The organism is Streptomyces cadmiisoli, from assembly GCF_003261055.1.
GTDB classification, from domain to species: Bacteria; Actinomycetota; Actinomycetes; order Streptomycetales; family Streptomycetaceae; genus Streptomyces; species Streptomyces cadmiisoli.
In genome coordinates, this window is the sequence record NZ_CP030073.1 from 4,697,990 (window position 1) to 4,712,311 (window position 14,322).

A 14,322-nucleotide genomic window follows, 5' to 3' on the forward strand; every position below is an offset into this window, starting at 1 on the left:
GGGATGCACCAGCAACCGGGCTACTCGAACGGTAACAAGAGATCGGCTGTTCGCAAATTCGATCTCAGATTTTCCTCGGCTATTCGGACACCGACTGGCCATTTAGGGCCGGGAGTTGAGGTCCGGGGCACCGTCGCGGTGCCGGGTTCGGCTGACCGACCGGTCAGCCGAACCCGGCGTTCCGCTCCGGGTCAGCTGAGGGTGACCTGCCGGTTGGTCAGGCCGCCGCGCGCCCGCCGCTCGTCCCCGGTCAGGGGCGCGTCCGTGGCCAGAGCCGCAGCGAGCCGCTCGGCGAACTCGGCCGCGGGCTTCTCGATGTCCTCGGCGGTGACGGCGCTCGGCAGGTCCCACACCGGCACGGTCAGCCCGTGCGCGCGGAAGGAGCCGACGAGACGCGTGCCCTCGCCGAGGTTCGACCGCCCGGCCGCGTGCAGCCGCGCGAGGGCGTCCAGCAGCTTCTCCTCCGGGTGCGGCATGACCCAGCGCAGATGGTTCTTGTCGGGGGTCTCGCACCAGTAGGCGGCGTCGACGCCCTGGAGCTTGACCGTCGGGATGGCGGCGGCGTTGGCCCGCTCCAGGGAGGCCGTCACCTCCGGTGTGGCGTTCTCCGCGTCCGGCACCCAGAACTCGAAGCCCGAGTGCACAACTGGCTCGAAGGCGCCCTTCGGGTCCAGCAGGTCCTGGAGCCGCGGGCCGTCGGCCGGGGCGCGGCGGGCCTGCACCGGGGAGCCCGGCTTGGCCTCCAGGGCCTGCTGAAGGGTGTCGGCGAGGTCGCGGCTGATGTCGCCGGAGGACGTGTCGTTCTGGAGGCCGAGCAGGATCGAGCCGTCCTCGCGGCGCAGCGCGGGCCAGGCCATCGGCAGGACCGTGGCGAGCGTGACGGACGGGACGCCCTCGGGCAGGCCGTCCTTCAGGGACAGCTCGACGGTGGCCGCCGGGACCAGCTCGCGCAGCGCGACCCAGTCGCATTCGCCGGGCAGCCCTTCGAACGGGCGCTGCACCAGCTCGGTCACGGCGTGGGCGGCCTCCCGGCCGTGGCAGGCCTTGTAGCGGCGGCCGCTGCCGCAGGGGCACGGCTCACGGGCGCCGACGACCGGGATCTCTCCGTCCGTGAGCTGCGGGCGCGTGGCCTTCGTCTGGGGGCGCTTCTTGGCCATGGTGGGTGTCTCCCGGTTACGGCTCGTCTGGTACGGGCGGGAGCCTAGCCGCTCGTACGCGGGCTGACGGGACCCTGTGCGCGGCGGGGGTGTTGTGGGCGGGCGGAGTGGGCCCGGACGGCGGGGTCCGCGGGGGCGGCCGGGGCGGCCGGGAGGGCCGGTCCGCCGGGATCGCGGGATCACGCGGGGGCACGTATCGCCCGGCCGGCGAGGGAAGCCGCTCAGTCCAGGTCGTCGAACGGGTCCGTGAAGGCCAGGTCCGGCAGGGCGGCGGAGACGGTCGGGGCCGTGGCGCGCGCGAAGTCGTCGCGACGGTGGCCGGCGTCGGGATCGTGCACGTCCTCGTGGACCACGACCCACACCGTGACCTCGCCGCGGGCGTCGTCCCGGACGCCCCAGTCGTCGGCCAGTGCCGTGATGATGTTCAGTCCGCGGCCGCCGTGCGCGGTGACCGACGGGGTCGCGGGGGCCGGCCGTGTCGGTCCGCCGCCGTCCGTCACCTCGACGACCAGCCGGCCGCAGGGGTCGACGCGCCACGCGGCCCGCACCGCACCGTCACCGGCCAGGGCGCCGCCCAGTGGCCGGCCGTGCTTGCAGGCGTTGCTCAGGAGCTCGGAGAGTATGAGTACGGCGTCGTCGACGACCGGTTCCGCGACCCCGCCCCGGCGCAGCTGGTCCCTCATGCGGTGCCTTGCTTTTCCCACGCCCGCAGGGCCATGGGGTACGGCCATGCTCGACGACGTGGGCACCTCCTGTGCCACCACCAACGCCACCCCCGAGACCTCCTTCGCCCCACGCCACGGTGTGGATGCCCCAACGGCCTGTACCGGAAACCGGCCAATCCAGGTCCGGGGACGCATTCGCAACGATCGAACACGGAGCGAACGCGCCGGTGCACTCCCCGTAATGGGACCTGCATGGCATGGCCGAATTTCGATGGTGTGGCCGAGACGCGAGGATGGTGCAGGCGAAGGGCCGGGTCAAGGTTGGTTTCATGGGTCAGCGACCCAGAAGCTCCAGGACCGCCCGGGGCCGGTTGGTGATGATGGCGTCGACGCCCAGGTCGACGCAGAGAGCCACGTCCTCCGGCTCGTTCACCGTCCAGACGTGCACCTGGTGCCCGGCTCGTTTCAGTCGCTCGATGCAGAGCGGGTGACTGCGCACGATCCGGATCGAGGGGCCTGCGATCCGGACACCCGCCGGCAGCTTGCCGTCCCGCAGCCGGGGCGAGACGAACTGCCGCAGATAGACCGTCGGCAGCGTCGGCGAGGCCGTCCGTACGCGGTGCAGGGAGCGGGCCGAGAAGCTCATGACCCGCACCTGGGACTCCTCCGGGTCGGCCGGGGCGTCGAGCCCGAACCGCTTCAGCAGGAGCAGCAGCCGCTCCTCGACCTGTCCCGCCCAGCGTGTGGGGTGCTTCGTCTCGATCGCCAGCTCCACCCTCCGCCCGGCGTCGGCGACCAGGGCGAGCAGCCGTTCCAGGGTGAGGACGGAGGTCTCGGCCGGGTCCTCCGGGCGGTGCTCCCAGTCCGGCTCCTCGTCCCGGTGGCGCGGGGAGCCGCGGTGCTTCCACGAGCCGAAGTCCAGGGCGGCGAGGTCGGCCAGCTCCAGCGCCGAGACCGCGCCGCGGCCGTTGGAGGTGCGGTCGACCCGGCGGTCGTGGACGCAGACGAGGTGGCCGTCGGCGGTGAGGCGCACATCGCATTCGAGGGCGTCCGCTCCGTCCTCGATCGCCTTCCTGTACGCGGCCAGGGTGTGCTCGGGGGCGTCCTCGGACGCCCCGCGGTGGGCGACGACCTGGATCGTGTGCTCTCGTGCGTGACTCACCGCGTCATGGTGCCACCGCGACGGGGTAGTCGTCGGTCGGAGGCATTGGGGATGCGTCCCTTAAGTCTGACAGGTCCTATATAAAGGAAGGTCGTGGACCCACAGCGACCGCTTATCGTGCTCTGACGGCCTGTGGGAAAAGCTGACGGCATACAAAAGCACATGCGAGCACATGCACAGCTGCACCGCGCCCGGACCGTCGCCAAGCGTGCACGAGCCCGACCAGAACAACAGCCGTGGATCGAGGAGAAAAGCTGTGAGCACCGAGAACGAGGGCACTGCGGTTCCCCCGGCCCCGTCCGCACCTCCCGTGCCGGTGGACACCCCCGCAGCCTCCCCGCAGCAGACCGCGCCCCCCGCCGACCCGCCCACGGCCCCGATCCCGGCCGTGCCGCCGACGGCGCCGGGCGGGCCCGAGCAGCGGACGCACTATGCCCAGGGAGCGCCGGCCTACGGCGCGGCGGCATCCGCGGGCGGCGCCCCGAACCATGGGCCCGAGGGGCCCGGCACGCCTCCCGAGGGCGGCTGGCCGCCCCCGCCGCCGCCCACCCCGGGGTACGGGGGCGGGGCCGGTGGCGGTTCCGGCTGGGGCGAGTCGTACCAGCCGCCTGCGCCGAAGCCGGGCAAGCGGCGCGGCGGTCTGCTCGCCGCGGTGCTGGTGGCCGCGCTGGTCGCGGGCGGCCTGGGCGGCGGCCTCGGCTACGTCCTGGCCAAGAACGACGACAGCAGTTCCACCACCGTCTCCGCCTCCGACAGCGGCGGCGACCTCAAGCGCGATCCCGGGACGGTCGCGGCCGTGACCGCCGGCGCGCTGCCGAGCACGGTCACCATCGAGGCCGAGAGCAGCAGCGGCGAGGGCGGCACCGGCACGGGCTTCGTGTTCGACACCGAGGGCCACATCGTCACCAACAACCACGTGGTGGCGGAGGCGGTCGACGGCGGCAAGCTCTCGGCCACCTTCCCGAACGGCAAGCGGTACGACGCCGAGGTGGTCGGCAACGCGCAGGGCTACGACGTCGCGGTCATCAAGCTGAAGAACGCGCCCTCGGGCCTCAAGCCGCTCACCCTGGGCGACTCCGACAAGGTCGCCGTCGGTGACTCGACGATCGCGATCGGGGCCCCGTTCGGCCTGTCCAACACGGTGACGACCGGCATCATCAGCGCCAAGAACCGCCCGGTGGCGTCCAGCGACGGCACGGGCAGCCAGGCCTCGTACATGAGCGCGCTCCAGACCGACGCCTCGATCAACCCCGGCAACTCCGGCGGCCCGCTGCTGGACGCGAAGGGCAACGTGATCGGCATCAACTCGGCGATCCAGTCCAGCGGCAACGGAGGCTTCGGCACCGGCCAGTCCGGCTCCATCGGCCTCGGCTTCGCCATCCCGATCAACCAGGCGAAGTACGTCGCGCAGGAGCTGATCAAGTCCGGCAAGCCGGTGTACGCGAAGATCGGCGCGTCCGTCTCGCTCCAGGACAACATCAACGGCGCCAAGATCACCGACACGGGCGCGGGCGGCGGCGAGGCGGTCGAGGCGGGCGGCCCCGCGGACCAGGCCGGTCTCAAGCCCGGCGACGTCATCACCAAGCTCGACGACACGGTGATCGACAGCGGCCCCACCCTGATCGGCGAGATCTGGACCCACAAGCCCGGCGACAAGGTCACGCTGACCTACGAGCGCGACGGCAGCACCAAGACCGTGGACGTCACCCTGGGCTCCCGCGTCGGCGACAGCTGACCCACGCGAGCCCGCCGATCCGGTTACTCTTGTCCCGCGCCGTACGTGATCGGCGGCGCGGGGTGGGTTGCCCGAGCGGCCTAAGGGAACGGTCTTGAAAACCGTCGTGGCGCAAGTCACCGTGGGTTCAAATCCCACACCCACCGCCATGTGAAACGGCCCCTGACCAGGAATGCTGGTCAGGGGCCGTTTCACATGCGGGCTGTCCGCTAGTCACCGCGATTCCCCGTCGTTCCCCGAGCGATCGGGCACGGCAGGGGCACGGTCAGAGGTTGTCCCTGAGCCACTTGCTGCCTCGGTCGTTGAGCCCGGCCCGGGCGCCCTCACCGGTCAGTACAACGACGAGGAGTTCGTCGTTGGAGTCGATGTGGCCCTTCAGAGTGTCGCGCACCTCGACTGCGGTCTTGGTCGTCTTGACGATCCAGGTGGAGTCGAGGTGGTGCCACCACGTGCCCAGTCCCTTGATCGCTTCGAAGAGCGAGTCATAGTCCTGGCCAGGGCTGTTCAGCTGCTCAGGCGGTACTCCAGGACGTACGAACCGGCGTCCAAGAGCATCTGGTTGACCTCCACCGGGCGCTCGTCCTCGGTGTAGGCGGTGCGGCAGATCTCCAGGACCGGAGTGCCGGCCGCGAGGTTCAGGGCGGTGCGCTCCTCCTCGCTCGGCATCCGTGCCCGCAGCTCCTCGGAGAAGGCAACCGGTTCTGCTCCCAGCTCGGCCAGACGGGCGTAACTGCCTCCTGGGCCCGTGTTCGGCTGGGCGATCGCCGTCTCTCGGACCAGATCCGCGGGGAGGTACGACGTCGCGATCTGCACCGGGCGGTCCTCGACGACGAACTTACGGCTTCGCACGATGACGGCTGCCCCGGGGCCGAGGTTCAACAACCGCCCGATCTGGCGCGGAGCTTCGGCCTCGTAGACCTGGACGTCGGTCACCAGGGCGCGCTGGGCCACGTCGGCAGACCAGATGGACTGACCCGCGTCCCGGCGGGATTTGGAGAGGCGGTCGTTGGCCACGCGGCGGATCGGCTTGAACTCCCGCACATACGTTCCGGATCCGGGTCGCGCGACCGCCAGGCCCTCGCTCACGAGGATCTTCAGTGCCTGGTTGGCGGTCATCTTGGCGACGCCGTACGTCTTCACCAGCGAGGGTTCGCCGGGCAACCGATCGCCCGGTACCAGCTCGCCGGACTCGATCCGTGCCCGGAGATCGTCGGCGATCTGCCGCGCAGTCTCGGGCATTGTCTCTCCACTCTTCGATGCTCCCTAGGGTGGTCAGCCTACCTGCCCCTCTTCCGGACGCACGAACGCGTACCCGATCACTTCCCGAACCCACGCTCCTCCGCAGGTCCGTTGACATCCCTAGGGAGGTTTGGCTTCAATCTCCCTAGGGAGGTTAATGCTCCCTGAAGAAGGGCGGCGCCCCTACCGCCAAGCAGATGCGCCGCCCCACCCCTCTTCCAAGGGAGCCTCCATCATGCCTGTCTCACTGATCCACCCCGTCCGACGGATCGGTGCTTTAGCACCCCGGATCGTTCGACGTACGGCTCGTAGCTGCGCGGTGTGCGGCACGACGCGCTGCCAGAACGTGCAGGCCTGCCGTACGGCCTTCGGCACCACCGAGTGGCTGGAGTGCCCGGCCTGTGCGGGCAGCGGATACGACACCGCCGGGTTCCAGCTCTACTGTCCCGACTGCGGCGGCGCAAAGGTTCTGGAGGTCGAGATCGTCGATGCTCAGGGGGTGGCCGAATGACGGTGTTCCCCGTCGCCCCTGAGGCCGTGGCCGGTGCTGCGGCCTCCATGGGCACCGACCCGCTGACCCTGGCGACCTGCTCAGGGTCGATCGAGCCCCGCCTGCGGAGACCGTCGAGCCCCGCCTGCGAGACCGTTCTCGGCGGGGCTCACCGAACGTTCTCCGGGGCGCTCTCGTCGTTCGGGCTGAAGATGACGATCCGCTCGATCAGGTCCCCGTTCGTGTGCAGGACCTCCCAGCCGATCGTGCTCCTCCCGCCCGGGAAGACCGAGTCCCAGCGGAAGTGGATGAACTGCCTGTTCGGGTAGTGGCTTTCGACCGTGACGCTCACCGGCGCGGTCTTCTGCCGCACCATGCCGACGTAGTCGTTGAGGGCGTCGCGGCCCACGACGACCTCGTCGGGCTCCGGCTCCATGAGCGTGACGTCCGCGGTGTAGACGTCCGCCATCGCCTCGGCGCGCTCGGCCGGGTCCGGGATCGTCCAGGCCTGGAGGTGCTTGGCTATGAGCAGCCGTGCCCGGTCCGAGGCGCCGGTCAGGGTCAGGTCCAGCTGGGCGATCCGCCCGTCCGCGTCCAGGGCGGCGGCGACGTCGCCGGACACGGAGAACCTCCCGCCGTGCAGGTCCACGCCGGTCTCGTGCCACTTGCCGGTCAGGGAACCGTCCGCGTTCACCGCGACGGCCCAGGAGTGCTCGATCGCCTTGCGCCTGGCCGCTTTCCTCCGGTGGAAGGTGATCACCCGCTCCCGGCCCCGGGCGAGTTCTCCGCCGTGCAGCAGCAGCACGTTCTCCGCGAAGAGGCCGCGGAGGGCGTCGAGACGGCGGATGTCACCGTCCGCCGAGTCGATGATCTCGAAGTAGCGGTCGAGGGGGGTCGTCATCGTTGTCTTCTCTCCCGGGCGAAGCGGTCCGGGCCGTGCGCTCTCGGCGCCGGGACCGCGGGAAACCGTGCGGCGGTGGGGAGCCGACGTGCCGTGCCGACTTCGCGCGCCCGATGTGACGTGCTGAGCCGCGAGGTATTTGACGCTTCAAGTGTGCAGAAGTGTGGTTGAAGCGTCAAATACCTCGGGCATGTGTGTCGTCAGGCGTCGGCGTCGGCACCGGACGTGGTGACGGGCTCGACGGCCTTTTCCGGAAGGCGGGCCGCGACCAGTTGCACCACGACGAGGATGGTGATCGCCACCACCAGCCAGGTCGCCTGGTGCAGCACGCTGCTCATGGTGTCGCCGTTGATCACGCAGGCGAGTACGGCAGCCAGGGTGAGCATGGTCGTCTGACGGCTGTCGGTTCCGCGTGCGACGGTGCGAAGCGGGTGGACGTCGAGCACGGACAGTCCACCGGGACCGAGGATGGGCATGGTCCTCCTTGGTTGCTCGGAGGGCGTGCCCTGGGACGGGTCTCCGAGAGCGTGTCGGCTCTGCGGAGTCGGTCGTCCGGAATCGGAGCACGGCCCTGACGGCAAATCCCCGCCGGCGTTGGTCCGAATGGTGTGCGCGTCGACGATGGGGAGACCAACTCCGGCTCGACGAGGTCAACGGAAGGGTGATTCCCGAATGCTTGACCTGCGGTGACGCTCGGCTATATCACAAGGTACTGGTGTATACCGGTGTGACTCGGTTGACACGCCATGTCACACGCGGCGCTTTCGAGTGTTTCCCGGGGCGGCGATCCGGCCCGAGCGGACCCACGGCACCTCCCGAGCGGACACACCGCACCACCCCGAGCGGACCCTGACGGCGGCCCGCGGTCGTGCCCCCGTGGCTGTCCGGCCACGCGCGGGGTACGACGGAGATGACCGCCCTCCGCGGGACCCCGTCCGTCAGGAGCTCGCCGGGTGAAAGCGCTCACGACGATCGACCCGACGCCGCCTCCGCGGACGCGGCCCGAGCGGGTCTGGTACACCTCCTACGGCTCCAACACGCACCTCGGCCGGCTCGCCCACTACATCCGCGGCGGCCGCCCACCCGGGGCGGTCAGGGCGTATCCAGGTTGCCGCGACCCGGCGATGCCGCCGTGCTCGCTCCCGGTGGAGCTGACCGGCGCGCTGTACTTCGCCACCGAGTCGCCGGTCTGGGGCGGCGGCCGGGCCTTCTACGACCCCGACGCGAGCGGTCGGGTGCTGGCCAGGGCCCATCTGGTGTCCGCGGACCAGTTCTCCGACATCGCGGCGCAGGAGATGTACCGCGAGCCCGGCCCCGCGCTCGATCTGACCGAGGTGCTGACCGAGGGCCGGTCGGTCCTGGGGGAGGGCCGTTACGAGACGCTCGTCTGCCCGGGGCAGGTGGACGGCCTGCCGGTGCTCACCTTCACCGCCCCGTGGGGGATGCACGACGTGCCGTGGGTCGCGCCTTCCCGCGCCTATGTGCGGTTCCTGGCCGCGGGTCTGCTGTCCGCGGGCGCCTGGGACGGCGACGCGGTGGCCGAGTACGTGGCGGCGTGCCCGGGCGCGCTCGACCACTGGTCGCGGGAGGCCGTCGTCGAGCTGCTGCGCGAAAGGGCGTAGCCACCTTCGTACGGCCGGCGGCGGGCGGGGACGTGGGCCGTGCGGGTCACCCGGAGCCGTACCGCCCGGACCGGGAGGTGCTGCTTACGGCGGGGTCCGCCGCGCACAGGGCGGCCGGCTCCCAGAGGAAGTCCTCGGGGACGAGACGGTCCAGGTGGTACGCGAACAGCGACCAGGTCAGGTCGAACTGCCCGCGCAGCAGCGCGGATCGGGCGGCGGTCGTCCGACGGTTCACTCCGCTCAGAGCTCGTGGTCCTGCGCCAGCCGCTCCCACTCCACGTCCCGCAGCCCCGGGTCGGCCTCGTGCCCAGCCGGGGCCTGCGGCACCGGCTGGAACCAGACGACGGTGAGGTGGGACCGGTGCAGTACGGGGTCGTGGTCGAGGGCCTCGGAGTGGAAGGCGCCGACGCAGGCCACGGCCGGCAGCATCTCGACCGGGCCGAAGCCCCCCGCCGGCTGGTCGGGCCGCTCGCGCGGCGGCGTGACGAGGTGCACCGGCGTGGTCGGGTAGGCGCGTTGGGCGGTGCGCAGCAAGGCGTTGATCTTCATGTCGTTGATGCGCTCGCAGGGATAGCCCTCCAGCATCCCGGCGTACGTAGAGGTCATCCGCAACTCCGTGAGGTCGATCGAACGGCCGGAGGACAGGACGACTCGGGTCAGCGACATGGGCCCCACCCTAGGACGGCGCCCGCCCTCGCCGCCCGGGATTTCCGGGGCGACCCCCGCCCCCGGAGCAGCCCGAACGGCGACCCCCGCCCCCGGAGCAGCCCGAACGGTCACCCCCGCCGCCGGAGCGGCCCGAACGGTCACCCCCGCCGCCGGAGCGGCCCGAACGGTCACCCCCGCCCCCGCGTCAACCGTGCCGCCGACGCGATCGTCGCCCGGGCTTCCCGCTCGCTGAGGCCGGTCCCCCGGGCCGCTTCGATCAGGGCCGGGATCAGGGCGGGCCCCAGGCCGTTCTCGTAGGCGCGGCAGGCCGCCCAGAAGAGGCGGGTGTTGCGCTGGCCCTCGTGGGCGGCGAGGACGAACTGGACCAGGCCCTGCCCGTGTCCGGCGGTGGATGTCCCGCTCCCCGTGCGCGATGCGGCGCGGGGCGGCGGGAGCAGCAGGCGCAGCAGGGCGCGCGGACAGGGGGCGGGCGGCAGGTGCGCGGTGCCCGGGGCGGCGCCGTACACACCGTGTTCGGTGCGGGAGCCGGGTCCGACGAGGTAGCCGCCGGCGCCGCGGACGTCGATCCCGGGAGCGAGGCGGCCCGCCGAGTTGGGGACGGCCACGTCGGGCGGTCCGGTCAGCCACAGGTGGCGGCCGCCGCTGGGCGTGAGGACGACCACGGTCGGAGGGATGGTGAACAGGTGCCGCAGGGCCAGTTCGCGCAGCGCGGTCGAGGAGTCCGTGCCCGATTTGGTGTCCAGGTCGATGCCGATGAGGTGGTGCGGGGGCAGTCCGCAGGCGATGCCGTAACCGGTGGCCCAGGGTGCGGCGGCGAACAGCTCGCGGATGCGGCGCGCATCGGTCGAGGCGTCGTACACACCGTGTCCGAAGCGGCCGCATTCGCCGTGGCAGACGGGCGCGGCGGGGTTGTCGCGGTGGGGGGAGCGCAGGGCCGGGAGTTTCGTCCGGGTCAGCGGGATGACGGCCAGCCCGCGTTCGGCGGCTGTCAGGGCGTGTGCGAGGGCCAGCGTCGTGGCCTGCCGGTCGGTGGTGGCCATGGGATCATTTTCGTACGAGTGTTCGAAGAAGGGAAGAGGGGGTCGTCCTGGCGTGCCACGGAGGGTGCGCGGGGCCGGGCTGCTGCCGGAACGCTTCGCCTCTTGTGCCGCTTGGGGTGGAGAGGTCTGACCTGCACCGACCTGTGGATGGATGTGGCGAAAGGGGTTTATCGACTTGTCATCACGCTTGAGGGCGAATCACGCCTTCCGGGGTGGTTCGCCGGGGATCGATGGGCAACTCTGATCTTGCGACGTCGTGCTCACAGCACCGGGGCGGTCGGCCAACTGCCCTGGAACTAGCCGTTACTTCAGCGCTCTCGGCCGTTCGGCCGGTGCGTCATCGTTCTGGAGGAACAAACATGGCAAGCATCCGTACCGCCCGCGTTGTCGCAGCCGTCTCCGCCCTTCCGCTCGCGGCCGCTCTCTTCACCGGTGTCGCGAGTGCGGACAACGGCTCGTTCGCGGACAACGGATCGACCGCCTCCGTCACCAACGCCTCCGCGGGCATCGTCGGCAGCGGCGTCGGCGACGACAACAACGGCAACTCGTCCACCACCCAGCAGCAGGCCGTCGGGTCCGGCGCGTCCAACCAGAGCAACACCGCGCAGGTCGACGGCTCCGCGTTCACGGCGATCAACCAGGGCAACGACAACACGGCCGTGAACTTCACCCCCCTCTGGTGGTGATCCGAGGGGGCCGGCGCACCGGCGTCCGGCCCCCTCGTTCTTCGTGTGGGGTGCGCTCTGTGGGGTGAGCAAGGTCCGTCCGCGCGGCGGTGCTTCGGCACCGCCGCGCCGGCGTTTCCGGACGGTCTTGACACCCGGCTGTATCTGACGGACAGTCAGAAACCGTGCCGGAGGGCCGGGACGGATCCGGAGCCGAGGCGGGAGCCTGGGTTGAGGCGGAAGCCCGAGCATGGGTCGAGGCGGAAACCGAAGCCCGGGCGGAGGCCGGAGCCGTACCCGGAGCCGGGCGGGACGCGCCGAGCGGGAGGGGGCACCACCGTGGACGACGACGACCTGTCCGTACGCCTCAAGGCCTACGAGGGACGGCCCGCCGCCGTCGCCGGAACAGGCCACGACCCCGTGAACCTGCCCATGATCCGGCACTGGTGCGAGGCGCTCGGCGACACCAACCCGGCCTACACCGGACCCGGCGCCGTCGCCCCGCCCGCCATGCTCCAGGTCTGGACGATGGGCGGCCTCGGCGGGCACACGGCGCGCACGACGGCGTACGACGAACTCCTCGGCCTGCTCGACGCGGCGGGCTGCGTCGCGGTCGTGGCCACCGACTGCGAGCAGGAGTACCTGCGCCCGCTGCGACCGGGCGACGAGATCACCTTCGACACGGTGATCGAGTCGGTGTCGGCGCGGAAGACCACCAGGCTCGGCTCCGGGTACTTCGTCACCACCCGCACCGACGTCCGGGCGGGCGGCGAACTCGCCGGCACCCACCGCTTCCGCATCCTCAAGTACGCGCCCGCGGCACGGCAGCGCACCGCGCCGCGCGACCGCCGCCCCCGGCCCGTCGTCAACCGCGACAACGCCGGATTCTGGGCGGGCGTCGAGCGGGGCGAGCTGCTGATCCAGCGCTGCGCCGGCTGCCGGACGCCGCGCTTCCCCTGGCTCCCCGGCTGTCCCGACTGCGGCGGCCCCGACTGGGACACCGTCCGGGCGAGCGGCGAGGGCACGGTCCACTCGTACGTCGTCATGCACCACCCGCCGTTCCCGGCGTTCACCGAAGCCGACGACACCGAGGGGGCAGAGGGGGCCGAGGACACCGAGGCGACGGCGGGTCCCTACGCCGTGGGGCTGATCGAACTGGCCGAGGGGGTGCGGATGGTGAGCAATGTGATCGGGGTGCCGTACGACAAGGTGCGGATCGGGATGCCGGTGCGGCTGGAGTTCCGGCGGTACGACGACGAGCTGGTGCTGCCCGTGTTCCGAGGGGGGACGCCGTGAGCGTGCGCGTGGGCGACGAGCTGCCGCCGCTGGAGATCGAGATCACCCGCACGCTGATCGTGGCGGGGGCGATCGCCTCGCGGGACCACCAGGACGTGCACCACGACCACGAGGCGGCCCGGCAGAAGGGCTCCCCCGATGTCTTCATGAACATCCTGACGACGAACGGCCTGGTCGGCCGCTACGTCACCGATCATTTCGGACCGGCGGCCGTCCTGCGCGGGGTGGCCGTCCGGCTCGGCGCGCCCAACCACCCCGGCGACACCATGGTGCTCACCGGCCGGGTCGAGGAGGTCGACGGACGCACGGCCGTCGTCCGGGTGACCGGCGACAACGGCGTCGGCAGGCATGTGACCGGCACCGTGAAGGTCACGCTGCCCGAAGGGGCGCGCCCATGAGCGCCCGGGTCGCCGCGATCGCCGGCATCGGCGCCACCGAGTTCTCCAAGGACTCCGGGCGCAGCGAGCTGCGGCTGGCCGTGGAGGCGGTGCGGGCTGCCCTCGACGACGCCGGGCTGACACCGGCCGACGTGGACGGCATGGTCACGTTCACCATGGACACCAACCCGGAGATCACCGTCGCCCAGGCCTGCGGAATGGGTGAGTTGTCCTTCTTCTCCCGGGTTCACTACGGGGGTGGCGCGGCGTGCGCGACCGTTCAGCAGGCGGCGCTGGCGGTGGCGGCGGGCGCGGCGGAGGTGGTCGTCTGCTACCGCGCCTTCAACGAGCGGTCGGGGCGCCGCTTCGGCTCCGGAGTGCGGCACCGGGAACCGTCGGCGGAGGGTGTGGCACTCGGCTGGGTGATGCCGTACGGGCTGCTCACCCCGGCCTCCTGGGTGGCGATGGCCGCCCAGCGCTATCTGCACACCTACGGGCTGACCCCGCAGGAGGCCTTCGGCCCGGTCGCGGTGACCGCCCGCCGGCACGCGGCGACCAACCCGGCGGCGTACTTCCACGGTCGTCCGATCACGCTCGCCGACCACGCGGCCTCCCGGTGGATCGCCGAGCCGCTGCGCCTGCTGGACTGCTGCCAGGAGACGGACGGCGGCCAGGCGCTGGTCGTCACGACCCTCGAACGGGCCCGTGACCTGCCGCGTCCGCCGGCCGTCGTGACGGCCGCCGCGCAGGGCGCCGGCCGCGGGCAGGAGCAGATGACCGGCTTCCACCGCGGCGACCTGACCGCGCTGCGCGAGTCGGCGGTGGTCGCCCGGCAGCTGTGGCGGACGTCGGGACTCGGCCCGGCCGACATCGACGTGGGGATCGTCTACGACCACTTCACGCCGTTCGTCCTCATGCAACTGGAGGCGTACGGGTTCTGCGGGCCCGGCGAGGCGGCCGGCTTCGTCGCCGCGGACCGGCTGCCGCTGAACACCCACGGAGGCCAGCTCGGAGAGGCGTACCTGCACGGCATGAACGGCATCGCGGAGGCCGTGCGCCAGGTGCGGGGCACCTCCCCGAACCAGGTGCCGGGCGCGGCACGGGCCCTGGTGACGGCGGGGACCGGAGTGCCGACCTCGGGGCTCGTCCTCACGGCCGACGGATGAGGCCCCCCAGGGGTAAACCCGCAGGAGGTCTCGACCCCCGCTCCACCTCCAGGAGGTGCACCCGGCACCACCCCTACAACCTGAGGGGGAGTCGTCTTCGGGACCTCCGGCCGATCCGCCCGAGGCGGTCTCGAACCT

General features: G+C 71.7%; 16 protein-coding genes, 1 tRNA gene and 1 pseudogene. 8 read left to right on the forward strand and 10 right to left on the reverse strand.

All coding sequences use genetic code 11. The features are described from left to right. Nucleotides 1-191 precede the first annotated feature (191 nt). The 3 genes from DN051_RS20220 to DN051_RS20230 all read right to left on the reverse strand — a co-directional run bounded on the left by DN051_RS20220 (nucleotide 192) and on the right by DN051_RS20230 (nucleotide 2,984). Complete coding sequence (locus tag DN051_RS20220) at nucleotides 192-1,157, reverse strand: DUF5926 family protein (protein WP_053759356.1); 966 nt, start codon at nucleotides 1,155-1,157, stop codon at nucleotides 192-194. Between the two features lie 221 nt (nucleotides 1,158-1,378). Continuing rightward, the gene (locus DN051_RS20225; protein ID WP_112439231.1) at nucleotides 1,379-2,017 is read right to left on the reverse strand and encodes an ATP-binding protein; all 639 of its coding nucleotides are present in this window, start codon (nucleotides 2,015-2,017) and stop codon (nucleotides 1,379-1,381) included. A 139-nt stretch (nucleotides 2,018-2,156) separates the two neighbouring features. Further along, nucleotides 2,157-2,984, reverse strand: coding sequence for a glycerophosphodiester phosphodiesterase (locus DN051_RS20230; protein ID WP_053759358.1), 828 nt, complete (start codon nucleotides 2,982-2,984; stop codon nucleotides 2,157-2,159). A gap of 256 nt (nucleotides 2,985-3,240) precedes the next feature. On the opposite strand from DN051_RS20230, the gene DN051_RS20235 reads away from it, so the two are divergent. Together DN051_RS20235 and DN051_RS20240 are read left to right on the forward strand one after the other, a co-directional pair. Further along, on the forward strand, nucleotides 3,241-4,719 hold the full coding sequence (locus DN051_RS20235; RefSeq protein ID WP_053759359.1) for a S1C family serine protease: 1,479 nt from the start codon (nucleotides 3,241-3,243) through the stop codon (nucleotides 4,717-4,719). A gap of 61 nt (nucleotides 4,720-4,780) precedes the next feature. Further along, nucleotides 4,781-4,868, forward strand: a tRNA-Ser gene (locus DN051_RS20240). Nucleotides 4,869-4,984: 116 nt separating this feature from the next. On the opposite strand, the gene DN051_RS47290 is transcribed toward DN051_RS20240, so the two are convergent. Together DN051_RS47290 and DN051_RS20250 are read right to left on the reverse strand one after the other, a co-directional pair. Then, nucleotides 4,985-5,110, reverse strand: a complete 126-nt coding sequence (locus DN051_RS47290; RefSeq protein ID WP_281289022.1) for a hypothetical protein — start codon at nucleotides 5,108-5,110, stop codon at nucleotides 4,985-4,987. Nucleotides 5,111-5,223: 113 nt separating this feature from the next. Next, nucleotides 5,224-5,958, reverse strand: a complete 735-nt coding sequence (locus tag DN051_RS20250) for a GntR family transcriptional regulator (protein ID WP_112439233.1) — start codon at nucleotides 5,956-5,958, stop codon at nucleotides 5,224-5,226. A 319-nt stretch (nucleotides 5,959-6,277) separates the two neighbouring features. Here DN051_RS20250 and DN051_RS20255 point away from each other — a divergent pair, with 319 nt between their 5' ends. Continuing rightward, nucleotides 6,278-6,469 carry a hypothetical protein gene (locus DN051_RS20255; RefSeq protein WP_112439234.1) on the forward strand — a complete coding sequence of 64 codons (192 nt, stop codon included), beginning with the start codon at nucleotides 6,278-6,280 and terminating at the stop codon, nucleotides 6,467-6,469. 148 nt (nucleotides 6,470-6,617) lie between these two features. On the opposite strand, the gene DN051_RS20260 is transcribed toward DN051_RS20255, so the two are convergent. Beyond that, nucleotides 6,618-7,349 carry a hypothetical protein gene (locus tag DN051_RS20260; RefSeq protein ID WP_112439235.1) on the reverse strand — a complete coding sequence of 244 codons (732 nt, stop codon included), beginning with the start codon at nucleotides 7,347-7,349 and terminating at the stop codon, nucleotides 6,618-6,620. A gap of 200 nt (nucleotides 7,350-7,549) precedes the next feature. Beyond that, nucleotides 7,550-7,825 carry a hypothetical protein gene (locus DN051_RS20265; protein WP_199314624.1) on the reverse strand — a complete coding sequence of 92 codons (276 nt, stop codon included), beginning with the start codon at nucleotides 7,823-7,825 and terminating at the stop codon, nucleotides 7,550-7,552. A gap of 477 nt (nucleotides 7,826-8,302) precedes the next feature. On the opposite strand from DN051_RS20265, the gene DN051_RS20270 reads away from it, so the two are divergent. Then, nucleotides 8,303-8,971 (forward strand): histone deacetylase, encoded by a 669-nt coding sequence (locus DN051_RS20270; protein WP_079000943.1) that lies wholly within the window; start codon nucleotides 8,303-8,305, stop codon nucleotides 8,969-8,971. Nucleotides 8,972-9,074: 103 nt separating this feature from the next. Here the strand turns inward: DN051_RS20270 and DN051_RS20275 are convergent. From DN051_RS20275 to DN051_RS20285, 3 genes and pseudogenes are all read right to left on the reverse strand, one after another. Then, nucleotides 9,075-9,206: pseudogene (locus tag DN051_RS20275) on the reverse strand (DinB family protein); the annotation flags it as partial. 5 nt (nucleotides 9,207-9,211) lie between these two features. Beyond that, nucleotides 9,212-9,637, reverse strand: a complete 426-nt coding sequence (locus DN051_RS20280) for a hypothetical protein (protein WP_053759361.1) — start codon at nucleotides 9,635-9,637, stop codon at nucleotides 9,212-9,214. Between the two features lie 170 nt (nucleotides 9,638-9,807). After that, entirely contained in the window at nucleotides 9,808-10,680 is an 873-nt protein-coding gene (locus DN051_RS20285) for a bifunctional DNA primase/polymerase (RefSeq protein WP_112439236.1), read from the reverse strand. 359 nt (nucleotides 10,681-11,039) lie between these two features. On the opposite strand from DN051_RS20285, the gene DN051_RS20290 reads away from it, so the two are divergent. From DN051_RS20290 to DN051_RS20305, 4 genes are all read left to right on the forward strand, one after another. Further along, nucleotides 11,040-11,366, forward strand: a complete 327-nt coding sequence (locus DN051_RS20290) for a hypothetical protein (protein WP_053759363.1) — start codon at nucleotides 11,040-11,042, stop codon at nucleotides 11,364-11,366. 318 nt (nucleotides 11,367-11,684) lie between these two features. Further along, nucleotides 11,685-12,641 carry a bifunctional MaoC family dehydratase N-terminal/OB-fold nucleic acid binding domain-containing protein gene (locus tag DN051_RS20295; protein WP_053759364.1) on the forward strand — a complete coding sequence of 319 codons (957 nt, stop codon included), beginning with the start codon at nucleotides 11,685-11,687 and terminating at the stop codon, nucleotides 12,639-12,641. 2 nt (nucleotides 12,642-12,643) lie between these two features. Then, the gene (locus tag DN051_RS20300; RefSeq protein ID WP_053759365.1) at nucleotides 12,644-13,039 is read left to right on the forward strand and encodes a MaoC/PaaZ C-terminal domain-containing protein; all 396 of its coding nucleotides are present in this window, start codon (nucleotides 12,644-12,646) and stop codon (nucleotides 13,037-13,039) included. After that, nucleotides 13,036-14,184 (forward strand): lipid-transfer protein, encoded by a 1,149-nt coding sequence (locus DN051_RS20305; protein ID WP_053759366.1) that lies wholly within the window; start codon nucleotides 13,036-13,038, stop codon nucleotides 14,182-14,184. The genes DN051_RS20300 and DN051_RS20305 overlap by 4 nt, the downstream gene beginning before the upstream one ends. The last annotated feature ends 138 nt before the right edge of the window (nucleotides 14,185-14,322 follow it).

Coding starts and splice junctions, on each gene's coding strand:
- DN051_RS20220 (WP_053759356.1), bottom strand. CDS start 1,157: ATGGCCAAGAAGCGCCCCCAGACGAAGGCCACGCGCCCGCAGCTCACG.
- DN051_RS20225 (WP_112439231.1), bottom strand. CDS start 2,017: ATGCGTCCCCGGACCTGGATTGGCCGGTTTCCGGTACAGGCCGTTGGG.
- DN051_RS20250 (WP_112439233.1), bottom strand. CDS start 5,958: ATGCCCGAGACTGCGCGGCAGATCGCCGACGATCTCCGGGCACGGATC.
- DN051_RS20260 (WP_112439235.1), bottom strand. CDS start 7,349: ATGACGACCCCCCTCGACCGCTACTTCGAGATCATCGACTCGGCGGAC.
- DN051_RS20265 (WP_199314624.1), bottom strand. CDS start 7,825: ATGCCCATCCTCGGTCCCGGTGGACTGTCCGTGCTCGACGTCCACCCG.
- DN051_RS20280 (WP_053759361.1), bottom strand. CDS start 9,637: ATGTCGCTGACCCGAGTCGTCCTGTCCTCCGGCCGTTCGATCGACCTC.
- DN051_RS20285 (WP_112439236.1), bottom strand. CDS start 10,680: ATGGCCACCACCGACCGGCAGGCCACGACGCTGGCCCTCGCACACGCC.
- DN051_RS20290 (WP_053759363.1), top strand. CDS start 11,040: ATGGCAAGCATCCGTACCGCCCGCGTTGTCGCAGCCGTCTCCGCCCTT.
- DN051_RS20305 (WP_053759366.1), top strand. CDS start 13,036: ATGAGCGCCCGGGTCGCCGCGATCGCCGGCATCGGCGCCACCGAGTTC.